Below are 16,034 nucleotides of genomic sequence, written 5' to 3' on the forward strand. Positions count from 1 at the left end.
GATGCGCCAACCGCTTCGATGCGGGGGAAGAGACGGCCAGAGCAACACGAACCGATGGCGCTGTGACCCGCAGGCGAGCCGCGAGCCGCCCGAAGACGCGGGCCCTAACAGGAGCATGAATGGCCAGTATGCAACAGGCTGCCCCGCAGCCGAGCCGTGAAGATTTTGCGGCCCTACTCGAACAATCCTTTGCCGACGCCGATGTCCAGGAAGGCACGGTTGTCGATGGGACTGTGGTCGCCATCGAAAAGGACATGGCCGTTATCGATGTCGGCCTGAAAGTCGAAGGCCGGGTGCCGCTGAAGGAATTCGGCGTGCGTGGCCGCGACGGCGAGTTGAAGCCGGGCGACCGGGTCGAGGTCTATCTGGAGCGCGTGGAAAACGCGCTCGGCGAGGCCATGCTGTCGCGCGAAAAGGCGCGTCGCGAGGAGAGCTGGGTCCGTCTTGAAGAGAGCTTCGAGAAGAACGACACCGTTCAGGGCACGATTTTCAACCAGGTGAAGGGCGGTTTCACCGTCGATCTCGACGGCGCCGTGGCGTTCCTGCCGCGCTCGCAGGTCGATGTGCGCCCGGTGAAGGATGTCGGCCCGCTGATGCAGACGCCGCAGCCCTTCCGCATCCTGAAGATGGACAAGCGTCGCGGCAACATCGTCGTCTCCCGCCGGTCCGTGCTTGAGGACACGCTCGCCGAGCAGCGCTCGGAGCTCGTTGCCAAGCTGAAGGAAGGCCAGGTCGTCGACGGCGTGGTCAAGAACATCACCGAATACGGTGCCTTCGTCGATCTCGGCGGCATCGACGGCCTCCTCCATGTCACCGACATGGCATGGCGGCGCGTCAATCACCCCTCCGAGATCCTGGCGATCGGCGAGACGGTGAAGGTGCAGATCATCCGCATCAACCCGGAGACCTTCCGTATTTCGCTCGGCATGAAGCAGCTCGAGGCGGATCCGTGGGAAGGCATCGAGGTGAAGTATCCGGTCAACGCCAAGTTCACCGGCCGCGTCACCAACATCACCGATTACGGCGCCTTCGTGGAGCTGGAGCCGGGCATCGAAGGCCTGATCCACGTCTCCGAGATGAGCTGGACCAAGAAGAACGTCCATCCGGGCAAGATCGTCTCCACCTCTCAGGAGGTCGAGGTGATGGTGCTCGAGGTCGATCCTCAGAAGCGTCGCATCTCGCTCGGCCTCAAGCAGGCCATGGGCAATCCTTGGGAAGAGTTCGCCGACAACCATCCGGTTGGCACGCTCGTCGAAGGCGAAGTCAAGAACAAGACCGAGTTCGGCCTGTTCCTCGGCCTCGACAACGACGTCGACGGCATGGTGCACCTCTCCGACCTCTCCTGGGACCGCCAGGGCGAAGAGGCGATGGAGGAGTACAAGAAGGGCGAGATGGTCAAGGCCGTCGTCCTGGAAGTCGACGTCGACAAGGAGCGCATCTCGCTCGGCATCAAGCAGGTCGAGGGCGATCCGTTCGCCGAGGCCGTCGAGGGCATCCGCAAGGGCGCCATCGTCACCGGCGAGATCGTCGAGGTGAAGGATTCCGGTATCGAGGTGAAGATCGCCGATACCGAGATGACCGCCTTCATCCGCCGCGCCGAACTGGCGCGTGACCGTTCCGAGCAGCGCCCCGAGCGCTTTGCCGCCGGCGAGAAGGTCGATGCCCGCGTCACCAACATCGACAAGAAGGCGCGTCGCATCGCGCTGTCGATCAAGGCGCTGGAGATCGCCGAAGAGAAGGAAGCGGTGGCCCAGTACGGCTCGACCGATTCCGGCGCTTCGCTTGGCGACATCCTGGGTGCCGCGCTGAAGAAGCGCAACGCCGAGGAAAAAAATTAAGGGCGCCGAATAAGCCCTTTGACGACAACTACTTGCCGGTTTTAAGACCGGCTCAAGAAATCGACCCGCGGCCGTCCTGGCCGCGGGTTTTTTCATGGCTGATGCGCAGTCAATCCCTTGCTGCAGCGCAACCAAATTTGACGCAGTTGCGCAAACACGCTACCCATTGGCCATGGGCGATCTTTCGAAACCACTCTTTCTCGACAAGACCCTCCACGCTCTCTTCCTCGATTTCGACGGTACCCTCGTCGGTTTTGCAGACGATCCCGACGGGATTACTCTGGAGCCTGGCACGCTTGAGCGCCTGAGCGCATTGGAAGAACGCCAGGGCGGCGCCGTCGCCCTCATCAGCGGGCGGGCCCTTTCTTCAATCGACCGTTTTCTTTCCCCGCTCGCCTTTCCGGCGGCCGGCGTGCACGGTCAGGAAGTGCGCTACACGGCGGGCGGCGACGTCGTCACGGCCCCGCCGCCTGACGATCTCGCCACGGCGCGCGCAAGGCTTCAGGCTGCGATCGGGCCGGGCGACAAGCTCCGCATCGAAGACAAGGAGACGGCGCTCGTCGTCCATTACCGCACCGCGCCGGAAGAGGCGGACCGCGCCGAAAGGCTCGGCGAGGAGGCGGTGGCGGGCTGTTCGGATCTCCGGCTCGTCAAGGGCCATGCGATCGTCGAAATCCGCCCCTCGGGCGTCGACAAAGGCAAGGCCATCGAAAAGCTGATGCAGCGCGAGCCCTTCGCCGGCCGCAAGGCGGTCTTCATCGGCGATGACACCACCGACGAGGACGGCTTCGAATGGGTCGCCTCAGCCGGAGGCTTCGGCATCAAGGTGGGTTCGGGAGAGACGGCCGCGAAATATCGCCTCGACGACGTCGCCGCGGTTCACCGCTGGCTCGACGCCGTCGCTCGCCAATGACACGCCAATGAAAAGTGCGTGACAAAAGGAACTTAAGAAGCAGTTCGGGGGTTCTGCCGAAAACATGATGACAATCAAGAAACGCGCAATGACGGAGGCGAAAGCAGGCTCATGAGACGTCTCGTAGTCGTGTCGAATCGGGTAGGGCCGTTGCATGACGGCGGCAAAGCTGGCGGTTTGGCCGTGGGTCTGGGAGATGCGCTGCGCACGCGCGGCGGCATCTGGTTCGGCTGGTCGGGCGAAAAGAGCGAAGAAGGTACCTTCGGCCCGCTCAAGATCGAAGACCACGACAAGGTACGCCTTGCCACCATCGACCTCACCGCCGAAGACGCGGAAGAATTTTACGGCGGCTATGCCAACCAGACTTTGTGGCCGCTCCTCCATTACCGCCTTGATCTCGCAAATTTCGATCAGCGCTATGAAAACGCCTACCGGCGTGTGAACGAGCGCATGGCGGCCCGCCTGACGCCGCAGCTTCAGCCGGGCGACATGGTCTGGGTCCACGATTACCACTACATCGTTCTGGGCGAACGCCTGAGGGAATCGGGCTTCACCGGCCCTCTCGCCTTCTTCCTGCACGTGCCCTTCCCGAGCCCGGAGATTATGACCGCTCTGCCGAACTCGCAGAGCATCGTGCGCTCCCTCACCGCCTATGACGTGATCGGCTTCCAGACGGATTCCGATCGCCGGAATTTCGCCCGCTACGTCGTCGAAGAACTCGGCGGGCGCGAACTCCCCAATGACGAACTGGAAGCCTATGGCCGCACCTTCCGCGCCTCCACCTTCCCGATCGGCATCGACACGCAGAGCTTCGCGGAGTTCGCCGTCAGCGACGAAGCCCAGGAACATGAGGCGCAGCTGAAGGTGCTCTTGCGCGACCGCCACCAGATCATCGGTGTCGACCGTCTCGATTATTCCAAGGGCATTCCGGAGCGCTTCCGCGGCTTTGAACGGCTTCTGCAGGATTATCCGGAAAACCGCGGGCGCGTCAGCCTGATGCAGGTGGCGCCGCTGTCGCGTTCCGATCTCGAAGCCTATTCCGACCTCAGGAGCGAGCTTGAAGAGCTCGCCGGCCACATCAACGGCGCCTTCTCGGCGCTCGATTGGGTGCCGATCCGCATCATGACGCGCGGCTTCACGCGGCGGGCTCTCGCCGGCATCTATCGGGCGAGCCGCGTCGGCCTCGTCACCCCCTTGCGCGACGGCATGAATCTCGTCGCCAAGGAATATGTCGCAGCCCAGAACCCCGAAGATCCGGGCGTTCTCGTCCTGTCGCGCTTTGCCGGCGCGGTGAAGGAGATGCCCGAGGCGCTGATCGTCAATCCGTATGACACGGCCTCCCTCGCCCGGGCCCTGCAGCAGGCGCTCAACATGTCGCGCGAGGAGCGCAAGGAGCGCTGGCAGGCGATGTTCGATCGCATCAGCAAGGGCACAGCCCAGGCCTGGTGCGACGCCATCCTGCAAGCCCTTGAAGAACGCGCCGACAAGAAGGTGAAAGTGCGCTCCGCACCGACGGCCTCCGGCAAGAGGCCGAATGCGGTGGAGCCGAAACGGGCGCGCACCGGGGAGAGTTTCCCGACGCTGCCCAAGGGCGCACGGCCCCATGCGGATGAGCCAAAGCGGCCCTTCCCCTATCTCGGAAGCCGCGTGCTTTAACGCGCTACACAGACCAACTGTCGCAGGCACAAGAGTGGGTCTTGAGGTCAATCCTCAAGGCCCACAAGTGCTTTCGGGGCCCCGCAAACGTATATCGGGCGTGCCTCAGACCACCCGCGACGCCACCTCCCGTTTCTGCCTTAATGCCTGAAAGCGTTTCATTTCCGGGCGCGTCTTCGACTTTGTGGCTAGGACAATTGGTCTAGCCAATCCACAAGAGCCAATCGTATAAGGGCCCGGGCAACGTAACGGGCCGGCAGCAGGAGACTTGCGCCGGGCCTTGCTCTTGCGCTTGTCTTCAAAAGTCAGAAGTTCAGGGAGGAACTCCAATGAATAAGCTCCTCGGCGGTCTCGCCGCAGTAGCAATGCTGGCGGCTGCCGGCCCGGCATTCGCGCAGGACGGCTGCGACGATGGCGAAATGGTCATCAAGTTCAGCCATGTCGTCGCCGCCCAAGGTCACCCGAAAGGTGAAATGGCGGCCGCGCTCGCCGAGCGCGTCAACAAAGAGATGGACGGCACGGCCTGCATGCAGGTCTTCCCGAACTCCCAGCTTTTCGACGACGACAAGGTGATGGAAGCGCTGCTTCTCGGCGACGTACAGCTCGCCGCACCCTCGCTGGCGAAGTTCGAGGCCTACACCACGAAATACCGCATCTGGGACTTCCCGTTCCTGTTCCCCGACATGGATGCGGTGAACAAGTTCTCCAACAGCGAGGAAGGCGAGAAGCTACTCCACGCGATCGAGGACAAGGGCTTCATCGGCCTTGGATACATCTACAACGGTCTGAAGCAGTTCTCGGCCAACAAGCCGCTGATGAAGCCGGAAGACGCCAAGGGCCTGAAATTCCGCATTCAGACCTCCGACGTCGCCGAAGCGATGATCGAGGCGCTCGGCGCCAATGCCCAGAAGCTCGCCTTCTCGGAAGTCTATGGCGCGCTGCAGACGGGTGTCGTCGACGGTCAGGAGAATTCCTGGTCCAACATCTACACCCAGAAGTTCTTCGAGGTGCAGGACGGCATCACCGAAACGAACCACCAGCTCCTGACCTATCTGGCGGTCACGTCGACGGAATGGCTCGACAGCCTCGAGCCTGACGTGCGCGACCAGTTCCTGTCGATCTTCAAGGAGGTGAGCGACGAGTACAATGCGCGCGCCGAGGAGATCAACGAAGAGGCCAAGCAGAAGATCATCGACGCGGGCGGTACCGTGCGCGAGCTGACGCCTGAAGAGCGTCAGGCCTGGGTCGACGCCATGAAGCCGGTCTGGGATCAGTTCCGCGACGATGTCGGTCAGGACGTGATCGACGCCGCCGTCGCAGCCGGCAATAGCTGATCTGAGCCGCTCTGCGCCCCGCATCGCCGGGGCGCAGACTTTCGCCCGGCCCGCGCACGCTGGCCGGCACCGGACGTCGTTTGAGACGACCGCCCGCCCCGGAGGGAAAGCCCATGCGCACGAGGGCCAAGCGCTTTGTCACCCACCTGGAAGAGAACTTCATCGCGCTTCTCCTGGCGGCGATGACGCTCACCCAGTTCACCCAGGTTGTCGCCCGCTACGTTTTCCATTCCGGCTGGACCGGCGCGCTTGAATTCACCCGCATCCTCTTCGCCTGGCTCATCCTCTTCGGCATGGCCTATGGCGTGAAGATCGGCGCGCATCTCGGCGTCGACGTCATGATCCGGGCCCTGCCGCGCCCCTTGTTCAAGGTGGCGGCGATTTTCGGCGCCCTCACGGTGCTGCTCTATGCCGTGATCCTGCTCTATTCCGACTGGCTGCAATATCTGGGCGCCAATTCGAAGGGCGGCGCCATCGCCTATTGGACACGTTTCTACCATCTGCCCCTCGGCCTCGACGATCTTCGCTATCCCGTCTGGGCCCAGGAGACGTTTGGCGCGCCAGAGCGCGTGCAGCGCTGGGTCGCCTACCTCATGCTGCCGATCGGCCTCTTCCTTCTCGCTCTGCGGTCTCTTCAGGCGACGGTCGCCATTGTGGCCGGGCGCCGCGAACTCATCGTCGCCGCCCATGAAGCCGAAGAGCTCGTGGCCGAGAACGAAGGCTTTCTCGATGACGACGATGACGACGAGGAAGAGCCATTCGAGGGCTCCATGACCCACACGCATCCGCACGGCTACGGCCGACGCCCCCACGATCCTCGCTAGAGCCGCGCCGATATGGAATCCTCGATCCTTTTTGTGCTCGTCCTCGCCCTTCTGTTTCTGGGCGTGCCGATCGCCATCGCGCTTGGCCTGTCGAGCGTCATCGTCATCGCCTTCTTCTCCACCGATTCCATGTCCTCGGTGGCGCTGCAGCTTTTCACCGCCTCGCAGAACTACACGCTCCTCGCCATCCCGTTCTTCATCCTGGCATCGGCGTTCCTGTCGACCGGTGGCGTCGCGCAGCGCATCATCCGCTTCGCCGTCGCGACCGTCGGCCATATGCGCGGCGGCCTCGCCATGGCCTCCGTCCTCGCCTGCATGCTGTTTGCCGCGCTCTCAGGCTCCTCGCCCGCGACCGTGGTAGCGATCGGCACGATCGCCATCGCGGCCATGCGCCAGACCGGCTATTCCAAGGAATTCGCCGCCGGCATCATCGCCAATGCCGGCACGCTCGGCATCCTGATCCCGCCCTCGATCGTCATGGTCGTCTATGCGGCGGCGACCGACGTCTCGGTCGGGCGCATGTTCCTCGCCGGCGTCATTCCGGGTCTCCTCGCCGGCGTCATGCTGATGGTCGGCATCTACATCAACGCCCGCATCCGCGGACTGCAGCCCCAGCCTTTTCCGGGCTTCGGCGAGATCCTCTCCGCCGGCAAGGATGCGGCCGCAGGCCTCTTCCTGATCGTCGTCATCCTGGGCGGCATCTATGGCGGTGCCTTCACCCCGACGGAGGCTGCAGCCGTCGCCGCCGTCTACGCCTTCCTGGTCGCGCTTTTCGTCTACCGCGACATGGGTCCCCTGAAGGGCCGCAAATGGGTGCGCGAGGAGGACGGGCACGCCGCACGCAACGGCTTCCTCGGCGTCGTCTACGCCTTCACCATCCATGTGACGATCCTCATTTTCGGGTTCTTCCTGGTGCCGGATGCCTCGTTGGGCGAGCGCCAGATCTTCGCAATGATCGTCTCTGTAGCGACGTTCGTCGCCTATCTCGTTTGGCGTGAGGGCGCCGGCGCGCCGAGGGCGCTGGTGGCGAGCCTGCCGGTCTGGGCCCGCGGTCTCAAAGACATCGTCCTCGGCTTTCCGGCCGCCTGCTTCCATCGCGACACGCGCAAGGTGCTCGTCGACAGCGGCAAGACGACGATCATGCTGATGTTCATCATCGTCAACGCGCTCCTCTTCGCCCATGTGCTGACGTCGGAACGCATTCCGCAGACGATCACCGACTGGATGCTGGGAGCCGGCTTCAACTGGTTCACCTTCCTCATCGCGGTCAACCTGCTGCTTCTTCTCGGCGGTCAGTTCATGGAGCCGTCGGGCCTGCTGCTGATCGTGGCGCCCGTGGTCTTCCCGATCGCCATTCAGCTCGGCGTCGATCCGATCCATCTCGGCATCATCATGATCGTCAACATGGAGATCGGCATGATCACCCCGCCGATCGGGCTCAACCTGTTCGTGACCTCCGGCATAACGGGGATGAATCTCGTGCGCGTGGTGAAGGCGGCGCTCCCCTTCACCGGCATCTTGATGATCTTCCTGGTGATCGTGACCTACGTGCCGTGGATCTCGACCTTCCTGCCGACGATCCTGATGGGGCCGGAGCTCGTCACGCGCTGACCTGGCGGGCCTTTGCGCCCGTCAGAAACTCGCCGATCCGATCGACCGCACGGCGGATGTTCTCCTCCGAATTGGCGTAGGAGACGCGCACATAGCCTTCGCCGTGGACGCCGAAATCCGGGCCGCCGATCAGCGCGACGCCGGCCTCTTCGAGAAGTGCTGAGGCGAGCGGCTTCGCCTTGAAGCCCGTCTTGGAAATATTCGGGAAGGCATAGAAGGCGCCTTTGGGCGTGATGCAGGAGACGCCCGGCAGCTCGTTCAAAAGCTCGGTGACGACGCCGCGCCGGCGATCGAAAGCGGCGATCATCTCGTCTGCCGCATCCTGCGGCCCGTCGATCGCGGCAATCCCGGCATATTGCGCCGGGGCGTTGACGCAGGACCAGGCGTTGACGGCGAGCTTCCGCACCTTGTCGTAAAGCGCATCCGGCCAGATCGACCAGCCCATGCGCCAGCCGGTCATCGCCCAGGTCTTCGACCAGCCATTGAGGAGAATGAGGCGGTCGCGGATTTCCGGATAGGCGAGAAGCGAGACATGACGCTCGCCGTCATAGACCATCTGGTCGTAGATCTCGTCGGAGAGGATGGCGATTTCGGGCCGCTCGGCAAGCCCCGCCACCAGCTTGTCGATCTCCGCCTTCGGCGTCACGCCGCCGGTCGGATTGGCCGGAGAATTGAGGATGACGAGCCGCGTTTCGGGCGTCAGCAGCGACAAGGTTTCCTCGGCGGAGAAGGCAAACCCGTTCTCTTCGCGGATCGGCACCGGCACCGGCCGCGCGCCAGTGAACTCGATCATCGAGCGATAGATCGGAAAACCCGGATCGGGATAGAGGATGTCCGCGCCCGGCTCGCCGAACATCAAGATCGCGGCAAACATCGTCACCTTGCCGCCCGGCACGATCATCACGTTTCCTGGCGAGACCTCGACGCCGGTGGTGGCGAGCATGCGCCGCGCCACTGCCTCGCGCAGCGGCAGGATGCCGGTCGCATCCGTATAGCCATGCGCCCCGTCCTTGAGCGCCTTCACCGCCGCCTCGACGATATGTTCGGGCGTTTTGAAATCCGGCTGGCCGATGCCGAGATTGACGATGTCGCGGCCTTCAGCGGCGAGCGCTCCGGCCCGCGCCAGGACGGCAAAGGCATTCTCTTCGCCGATGCGATCGAAGCCGGGAATGGTCGTGAGGGTCATGGAAACGCGCTTTCAGCTGGCGTGAAACGGACCAGCACTTATAGACACGCCGTCTTGTTGAACCAATGCGCCACGCTTATTCTAACAGGGATAGCCTATTGGGTGTCTGATGCGACAGACTGGGACTTTTGAGGCGAAGAATACACTTGGCAGCCTCCTGGACCGTGTCGAGAAGGGCGAAGAAATCGTCATCACGCGGCAGGGCCAGCCGGTTGCGCGTCTCATCCGCGAAACAGGCACGTCCAGCCGGGATCAAATCCGCGCCGCGGTTGCCGACATCCTGGAACAGGGCAGGCAGGCCTCGCTCGACGGATTGAACATACAAGATATCGTCAGTGAAGGACGACGTTGAGCCTCGTCCTCGACAGCTCAGTTGCACTCTCCTGGTTCTTCAAGGACGAACAGACCGAGATATCCCGCGTGCTGCTTGAGCGCGTCGCCGCCGAAGCGGCCGTTGTCCCCTCTCTGTGGCGCTACGAGATTGCGAACGCCCTGCAGACGGCCGTACGTCGACAACGGATCGACACAGCATTCCGCGATCGAGCGCTAACCAATCTTGCGGCCCTTCCGATCGAGATCGATCCAGAATGTGACGACGAGGCCTGGGCGGCGAGCACGACGCTTGCGGAGCGCCATCGGCTCACCGTCTATGACGCTGCATATCTCGAGCTCGCCCAGCGCCGCAGCCTGCCACTCGCGACATTCGACACGGAGCTCATTGCTGCCGCCGGTGAGGAAATGGTACCCCTGGCCGCGATGTGACCCAAGGGGGGCCCGATGAGCGACAAAGCCGCCACGTTCCGTGCTCTGCACGCCCGCGACCAGCTCTTCATCATGCCCAATCCCTGGGATGCGGGCACGGCAAAGCTCCTCGCCGATCTCGGCTTTGAGGCGCTCGCCACCTCTTCGGCCGCGCTCGCCTGGTCGCTCGGGCGCCCGGATGCCGCCGGCCGTGTGAGCCGGCAGGAGGCGCTCGCCCATGCGAAATCGATCGTTTCGGCCACCTCTCTGCCGGTCAACGGCGATCTGGAATCGGGCTACGGCGACACACCAGAAGAGGTTGGCGAAACCATCCGTCAGGCGATCGATTGCGGTCTCGCCGGCTGTTCGATCGAAGATCTGGAAAAAGGCGAGCTTTATCCGCTCGACGAGGCACTCCGCCGTTTCGAAGCCGCCAAAGAGGCCGCCGCGAAGGCCAATCCCGATTTCGTCCTGACCGGCCGCACCGAGACTTTTCTGGTCCGCCATGCCGATCCCGTCAACGAAGCGGTGAAGCGTCTGCGCGCCTTCGAGGCTGCCGGGGCCGACGCCGTCTATGCGCCGGGCATCACCACGCGCGAGGAGGTGGAAGCCATTGCCGGCGCCGTCTCCGTTCCCGTCAACGTGCTGGGCGGCGTCGGCGGCATCTCCGACGATATCGCGGCCCTCGAAAGGCTCGGCGTGCGCCGCGTCTCGATCGGCTCCGGCCTCAATAAGGTGGCGCTCGGGGCCTTTCTCGACGCCGCCAATGCCCTCACCCACCGCCGCTTCGCCTTCTCCGGGGCGGCAAAATCCTCCACCCTCGACGGCGCTTTCTCACCCTCTCTCGACGATGATGACTGATCTCACTTCCTGGTCTCCCCGCGCCCTTCCGGGCAACAAAGTGCTGGAGGGTCGGCGCGTTCGGCTTGAGCCGCTCGTCTGGTCGGCGCACCGCCAAGGTCTCTTCTCCGCGCTCGGCGGTGCCGCCCATGCCGCCATCTGGCGCTACATGGCGATCGGCCCCTTCGCGTCGGCCGACATCATGGAGCGCACCGTCTCTGAAGCCATTACCGAAGGCGGCTGGCGGACGCTCGTCATCCGCCGCCTCTCCGACGGCAAGATCGTCGGCATGGCGAGTTACATGCGCAACCGCCCCGATCACGGTTCGACCGAGGTCGGCTCCATCGCCTATTCACCGCTTCTGCAAAACAGTGCCGGAGGGACCGAGGCGATGGCGCTGATGGCAAGCCACGTCTTCGACGATCTGCGCTATCGCCGCTACGAGTGGAAATGCGACGCGGCGAACGCTGCCTCCAGAAGTGCTGCCGAAAGGCTCGGCTTCACCTTCGAGGGCATCTTCCGCCAGGATCTCGTGATGAAGGGCCGCAACCGCGACACGGCCTGGTTCTCCATCATCGACAGCGAATGGCCGGCGCACCGCGCCACCCTCACCTCCTGGCTCGATCCGAAGAATTTTGACGAAGACGGGAAACAACTTCGCCGCCTTCAGGATTTCCGCAAGACGGCGTGAGGAAGGCTGCCCGCCCGGGCGGCCGAGAAAAACAAGGAGCCGCCATGCACATTCTCATCACCGGCGCCGCCGGCATGATCGGGCGCAGGATTGCCGAGAACCTGGTCGCGACGGGCTCACTCGGCGGCAGGCCGGTGACCAAGATCACCCTTCAGGACATCGTCGAGCCGCACACCTACGGCTCCGAAGACACGGCGATCTTCCCGGTCGTCGGGGACATGACCGATCATGCCCTGATCGAGCATGTCATGGCCGAGCGCCCCGACGTCATTTTCCATCTCGCAGCCGTCGTCTCGGGCGAGGCAGAGGCCGACCTCGACAAAGGCTATCGTATCAATCTCGACGGCACGCGGGCGCTTCTGGAGGCGGTCCGCCGCGCCAATTATGCGCCGCGCGTCGTCTTCGCCTCGTCGATCGCGGTCTACGGGCCGCCCTTCGCCGATCCGATCCCGGACGATGTCGAACTGCGCCCGCTGACGAGCTACGGCACCGCAAAAGCGATGGGCGAATTGCTCGTCAGCGATTATAGCCGTCGCGAGATCCTCGACGGCATCTCCCTGCGCCTGCCGACGATCTGCGTGCGACCCGGCAAACCGAACCGCGCCGCATCCGGCTTCTTCTCCTCCATCATCCGCGAGCCGCTGAAGGGGGAAGAGACCGTCCTTCCGGTCGGCGAGGATGTCCGGCACTTTTTCGCCAGCCCGCGCTCGGCCGTGAACTTCTTCCTCCACGCCGCAACGATGGATACGGACGCGCTCAAAGGCCACCGCGCGCTCGCCATGCCCGGCGTCAGCGCCAGTGTGGGCGAGGAAATCGCCGCGCTTCGGGAAATCGGCGGCGACAAGGCCGTGGCGCTCATCCGCAAGGAGCCGGACGCGACGATCGCAGGCTTCGTCCACAATTGGCCGGCGAACATTGCAGCCCGCCGCGCCCGCGACCACGGCTTCGAGGCCGAGAGCGATTTCGCAGGCATCGTCCGCGCCCATGTCGAGGACGAGCACGGCGGCAAACCGCCGATCCTCGCCTGAAGCGTCTCTCTGAAAGTTTTGAGGATCAGAGAACCGCCATCGGTCCTCTGATCCCGATCATCTGGCAATCCCCGGGCAGAGAGCCCAGACCTCAGCGGCTCGCCTCGTCGAGCGTGCGGACATCCTCGGCCGAAAGCTGCAAGTCCGCCGCCTTGGCGAGGCTCTGCAGCTGCTCGCGGCTCGTCGCGCTCGCAATCGGCGCCGTCACGCCCTCACGCGCGATCACCCAGGCAAGCGCCACCTCGGCCGGTTTGGCACCATGCGCTGCACCCACTTTGTCGAGCGCCTCGAGAATGCGCATGCCGCGTGCATCGAGATATTTTTCGACACCGGCGCCGCGCTTGCTCTTCGAAAGATCCTCTTTGGAGCGGTATTTGCCGGAAAGGAAACCGGAGGCGAGGCTGAAATAGGTCGCGACACCGATCTCTTCGCGCATGACGAGATCGCGCAAAGCCCCGTCGAATTTCGAGCGGTCGTAGAGATTGTATTCCGGCTGCAGCACGTCGTAGCGCGGCAGGCCCTTGTCTTCGGCAACCTTCAGCGCCTCGCCGAGCTGCGCGGCGTCGAGATTGGAGGCCCCGACGGCGCGGATCTTGCCCGCCTTCAGAAGCTTGTCATAAGCGCCGAGCGTCTCCTCATAGGGCGTGTCGGCATCCGGCCAGTGCGAGAAATAAAGGTCGATATGATCGGTGTTGAGGCGTGCGAGCGAATCCTCCACCGCCTGCGTGATCCAGCGCTCCGACAGGCCCTTCTTGCCCTCGCCCATCTCCGAGCCGACTTTGGTGAAGAGAACGATCTTGTCGCGCCGTGACGGGTCGGCCTTCAGCCATTTGCCGATGATCGTTTCCGATTCCCCGCCCGTGTTGCCGTCGACCCAGGCCGAATAGACATCCGCCGTATCGATCGTGTTGAGGCCGAGATCGACCATCCGGTCGAGAAGATCGAAGCTCGTCGCCTCGTCGGCCGTCCAGCCGAAAACGTTTCCGCCGAAGACGACGGGGGAAATCTCAAGGCCGGTCCGTCCCAAAAGCCGCTTGTCCATCTGAAACTCCATTGCTGGCGGCCTGCATCGAGCTGATCGCTGCGGCCGCGAAATACCCGATGGCAAGAGAGATAGACCGCCTCCGCGGTTACGGAACCGACTGCCGCATTAAAAAAGGTCAACAAAAGCGCTCGTCGCAAAATCCGAAGAACGCTCCCGGCCAAGCGCGTGCAGAAGCGCACCGGGCGACCGCAAGAGGCCGCCTCCGGCGTCGAACGAGAAGCGGCTCAGTGACTGCGCTGGGCGATGAAGCGGGCGGCCGCCACGAGGGTTTCGCCGCGTTCGCCGTAGCGGCCCATCATCGTCTCCGCCTCGGCGATGGTGGCGTCGAGAAGCCGGCGCGCTTCCTCCGCGCCGAGAAGATGCACGAGCGTCGCCTTGCCGGCCGCCTCGTCCTTGCCGGTCGCTTTGCCGGCCTCCTCGCTCGTCGATTGCTTGTCGATGAGATCGTCGGCGATCTGGAAGGCAAGGCCGAGGGCCGCCCCGAAATCGCGCGCCACGGCGCGATCCTCCTCGCCCGCCCCGGCGAGGCAGGCCCCCATCTCGCAGGAGACGGCAATGAGCGCCCCGGTCTTCATGGCCTGCAGATTGCGCACCTGATCAGCGGTCAGCGTCGCATGCTCGGCGGCGAGATCGAGCATCTGACCGCCCGCCATGCCGCCCGCCCCGGTCGCCTTCGCAAGCATCAAGACGAGTTCTGAGCGCACCATGGCGTCCGGATGCGTCTCCGGCTCGGCGAGAAGCTGGAACGACAACGTCAAAAGCGTGTCGCCGGCAAGAATGGCCGTCGCCTCGTCGAAGGCGCGATGCACCGTCGGCAGACCGCGACGAAGGTCGTCATTGTCCATCGCCGGTAGATCGTCGTGGATGAGCGAATAGGTGTGCAGGCATTCGACCGCCGCACCAGCCCTGAGACATTCATCATCGCGGCCGAAGAGCCGTGCCGTCTCGGCAAGCAGGAAGGGACGAAGCCGCTTGCCGCCGGCAAGAAGCGCATGGCGCATGGCGGCGACCAGGCGCTCCGGCGCGGTCCCGACGGCGTCGAGGCGCTCGGGCTGAAGCACGGCGTCGAGCTCGCCGTTGAGGCGCTCGACAAACGCCGTGTGGAGCGGAAGAAAGCGGCTTGGATTTGCTGATGTTGTGATTGTCATGATTTTGCAGCAAGCAGGACGGTGAGGACGGCGGAGAGATCAGTTGCAGGCAATGGCGGAAGAAAGCAACGCGACAGCACCTCGCGGCCCCGAGCCGGAGGAGGAGCGCCCACGCAAGCGGCGCCGATCTTGGTTTCGCCGTCTCGTCCTGGCGTTCCTCCTTGTTCTTATACTGCCGCTGCTTCTCATTCCGATCTATTCCATCGTCAACCCGCCGGTGACGACACTGATGCTGGTCAAACGCCTGGGCGGCGCGCCAATTGAACGCAGCTGGGTCACCCTCGACGACATCTCCCCCAATCTCGTCAACGCGGTGGTGATGGCCGAGGACGCAAAGTTCTGCCGCCATCACGGGATCGATCTCGGCGAATTGCGGGCTGCCTGGCGCGAAGCGCAGAAAGGCGGCGAAATGCGCGGTGCGAGCACCATCACCATGCAGACGGTCAAGAACCTGTTTTTGTGGCCGAGCCGCTCTTACGTCCGCAAGGCGGTGGAATTTCCGCTGGCGCTTTATGCCGACCTCGTCCTCTCGAAGCGGCGGATTCTGGAAATCTACCTGAATGTCGTCGAATGGGATCGCGGCATCTACGGCGCCGAGGCCGCGGCCCAGCATTATTTCAACCGCCCTGCGGCAAACCTCACACGAGCCGAAGGCGCGCGCCTCGCCGCGACCCTGCCGGCTCCGGACCTGCGCAACCCGGCCAATCCCGGTCCGGTGACGCGCGATCTCGCCAGGCTCTTTGCACGTCGCGCCGCCGCGGCCGGGCCGCATATCGACTGCCTGACGAAGTAGTTGCGTGCTATTTTCATCGAACCGCTGGCCAAAACGCCTTTGAGGGGTTATATGGTCGCCAAACGTCGAGCCTGCATGTCGCGGGCCGTCCGGCTATGGGCGTTGCCCGCTAAATCCATTCACGGAGCTTGAGATGGCTGTTCCGAAAAGAAAAACCACGCCGATGAAGCGCGGCTTCCGGCGTTCCGCAGACGGGCTGAAGCAGCCCGCCTATGTCGAAGACAAGGATTCCGGCGAACTTCGCCGCCCGCATCATATCGACCTGAAGTCCGGCAAGTATCGCGGACGTCAGATCCTCGAGCCGAAGGCATCCGTCTAACGGTTCGATTTCGGGCTCAAAGCTCGGAAGTTTTATAAAGGCCGGCCTCGCGCCGGCCTTTTCGCGT

The 16,034-nt window shown here is 63.8% G+C and carries 16 protein-coding genes; 13 read left to right on the forward strand and 3 right to left on the reverse strand.

Annotation, left to right across the window (positions count from 1 at the left end; all coding sequences use genetic code 11):
* The first annotated feature begins 119 nt into the window (after positions 1–119).
* From rpsA to NYQ83_RS14000, 6 genes are all read left to right on the forward strand, one after another.
* On the forward strand, positions 120–1,838 hold the full coding sequence (rpsA, locus tag NYQ83_RS13975) for a 30S ribosomal protein S1 (protein WP_409977007.1): 1,719 nt from the start codon (positions 120–122) through the stop codon (positions 1,836–1,838).
* Positions 1,839–2,010: 172 nt separating this feature from the next.
* Positions 2,011–2,751 (forward strand): trehalose-phosphatase, encoded by a 741-nt coding sequence (gene otsB / locus NYQ83_RS13980; protein WP_261215413.1) that lies wholly within the window; start codon positions 2,011–2,013, stop codon positions 2,749–2,751.
* Between the two features lie 111 nt (positions 2,752–2,862).
* Complete coding sequence (locus NYQ83_RS13985; RefSeq protein WP_128290745.1) at positions 2,863–4,407, forward strand: trehalose-6-phosphate synthase; 1,545 nt, start codon at positions 2,863–2,865, stop codon at positions 4,405–4,407.
* A gap of 329 nt (positions 4,408–4,736) precedes the next feature.
* Positions 4,737–5,741: a DctP family TRAP transporter solute-binding subunit gene (locus NYQ83_RS13990; protein WP_128290744.1), complete on the forward strand. Its 1,005-nt coding sequence runs from the start codon at positions 4,737–4,739 to the stop codon at positions 5,739–5,741.
* A gap of 113 nt (positions 5,742–5,854) precedes the next feature.
* Complete coding sequence (locus NYQ83_RS13995; RefSeq protein ID WP_261215415.1) at positions 5,855–6,565, forward strand: TRAP transporter small permease; 711 nt, start codon at positions 5,855–5,857, stop codon at positions 6,563–6,565.
* Between the two features lie 12 nt (positions 6,566–6,577).
* Positions 6,578–8,176, forward strand: a complete 1,599-nt coding sequence (locus NYQ83_RS14000) for a TRAP transporter large permease (RefSeq protein WP_261215416.1) — start codon at positions 6,578–6,580, stop codon at positions 8,174–8,176.
* Here the strand turns inward: NYQ83_RS14000 and NYQ83_RS14005 are convergent.
* Complete coding sequence (locus NYQ83_RS14005) at positions 8,166–9,362, reverse strand: pyridoxal phosphate-dependent aminotransferase (RefSeq protein WP_261215417.1); 1,197 nt, start codon at positions 9,360–9,362, stop codon at positions 8,166–8,168. The two genes, NYQ83_RS14000 and NYQ83_RS14005, sit on opposite strands and share 11 nt — an antisense overlap.
* 109 nt (positions 9,363–9,471) lie before the next feature.
* Between NYQ83_RS14005 and NYQ83_RS14010 the strand changes: the two genes are divergently transcribed.
* Genes NYQ83_RS14010 through denD form a run of 5 tightly spaced genes read left to right on the forward strand, consistent with a single transcriptional unit; the run spans position 9,472 to position 12,662 of the window.
* On the forward strand, positions 9,472–9,714 hold the full coding sequence (locus NYQ83_RS14010) for a type II toxin-antitoxin system Phd/YefM family antitoxin (RefSeq protein WP_261215418.1): 243 nt from the start codon (positions 9,472–9,474) through the stop codon (positions 9,712–9,714).
* Positions 9,711–10,124, forward strand: coding sequence for a type II toxin-antitoxin system VapC family toxin (locus NYQ83_RS14015; protein ID WP_261215419.1), 414 nt, complete (start codon positions 9,711–9,713; stop codon positions 10,122–10,124). The genes NYQ83_RS14010 and NYQ83_RS14015 overlap by 4 nt, the downstream gene beginning before the upstream one ends.
* A gap of 15 nt (positions 10,125–10,139) precedes the next feature.
* A complete protein-coding gene (locus NYQ83_RS14020) occupies positions 10,140–10,964 on the forward strand; it encodes an isocitrate lyase/phosphoenolpyruvate mutase family protein (RefSeq protein ID WP_261215421.1) in 825 nt (274 codons plus the stop codon).
* Entirely contained in the window at positions 10,957–11,634 is a 678-nt protein-coding gene (locus tag NYQ83_RS14025; protein WP_261215423.1) for a GNAT family N-acetyltransferase, read from the forward strand. Before NYQ83_RS14020 ends, NYQ83_RS14025 begins: the two co-directional genes overlap by 8 nt.
* A gap of 44 nt (positions 11,635–11,678) precedes the next feature.
* Complete coding sequence (gene denD / locus NYQ83_RS14030; protein ID WP_261215424.1) at positions 11,679–12,662, forward strand: D-erythronate dehydrogenase; 984 nt, start codon at positions 11,679–11,681, stop codon at positions 12,660–12,662.
* Positions 12,663–12,753: 91 nt separating this feature from the next.
* On the opposite strand, the gene NYQ83_RS14035 is transcribed toward denD, so the two are convergent.
* Both NYQ83_RS14035 and NYQ83_RS14040 read right to left on the reverse strand, forming a co-directional pair.
* Positions 12,754–13,704 (reverse strand): aldo/keto reductase, encoded by a 951-nt coding sequence (locus NYQ83_RS14035; protein WP_261215425.1) that lies wholly within the window; start codon positions 13,702–13,704, stop codon positions 12,754–12,756.
* A 227-nt stretch (positions 13,705–13,931) separates the two neighbouring features.
* Positions 13,932–14,855, reverse strand: coding sequence for a polyprenyl synthetase family protein (locus NYQ83_RS14040; RefSeq protein ID WP_261215426.1), 924 nt, complete (start codon positions 14,853–14,855; stop codon positions 13,932–13,934).
* A gap of 52 nt (positions 14,856–14,907) precedes the next feature.
* Between NYQ83_RS14040 and mtgA the strand changes: the two genes are divergently transcribed.
* Together mtgA and rpmF are read left to right on the forward strand one after the other, a co-directional pair.
* Positions 14,908–15,648, forward strand: coding sequence for a monofunctional biosynthetic peptidoglycan transglycosylase (gene mtgA / locus NYQ83_RS14045; RefSeq protein WP_261215428.1), 741 nt, complete (start codon positions 14,908–14,910; stop codon positions 15,646–15,648).
* Positions 15,649–15,781: 133 nt separating this feature from the next.
* Positions 15,782–15,967 (forward strand): 50S ribosomal protein L32, encoded by a 186-nt coding sequence (gene rpmF, locus NYQ83_RS14050; RefSeq protein WP_092813648.1) that lies wholly within the window; start codon positions 15,782–15,784, stop codon positions 15,965–15,967.
* Positions 15,968–16,034: the final 67 nt, after the last annotated feature.

The organism is Afifella sp. JA880, assembly GCF_025379905.1.
In the GTDB taxonomy this organism is placed as follows: domain Bacteria; phylum Pseudomonadota; class Alphaproteobacteria; order Rhizobiales; family Afifellaceae; genus Afifella; species Afifella aestuarii.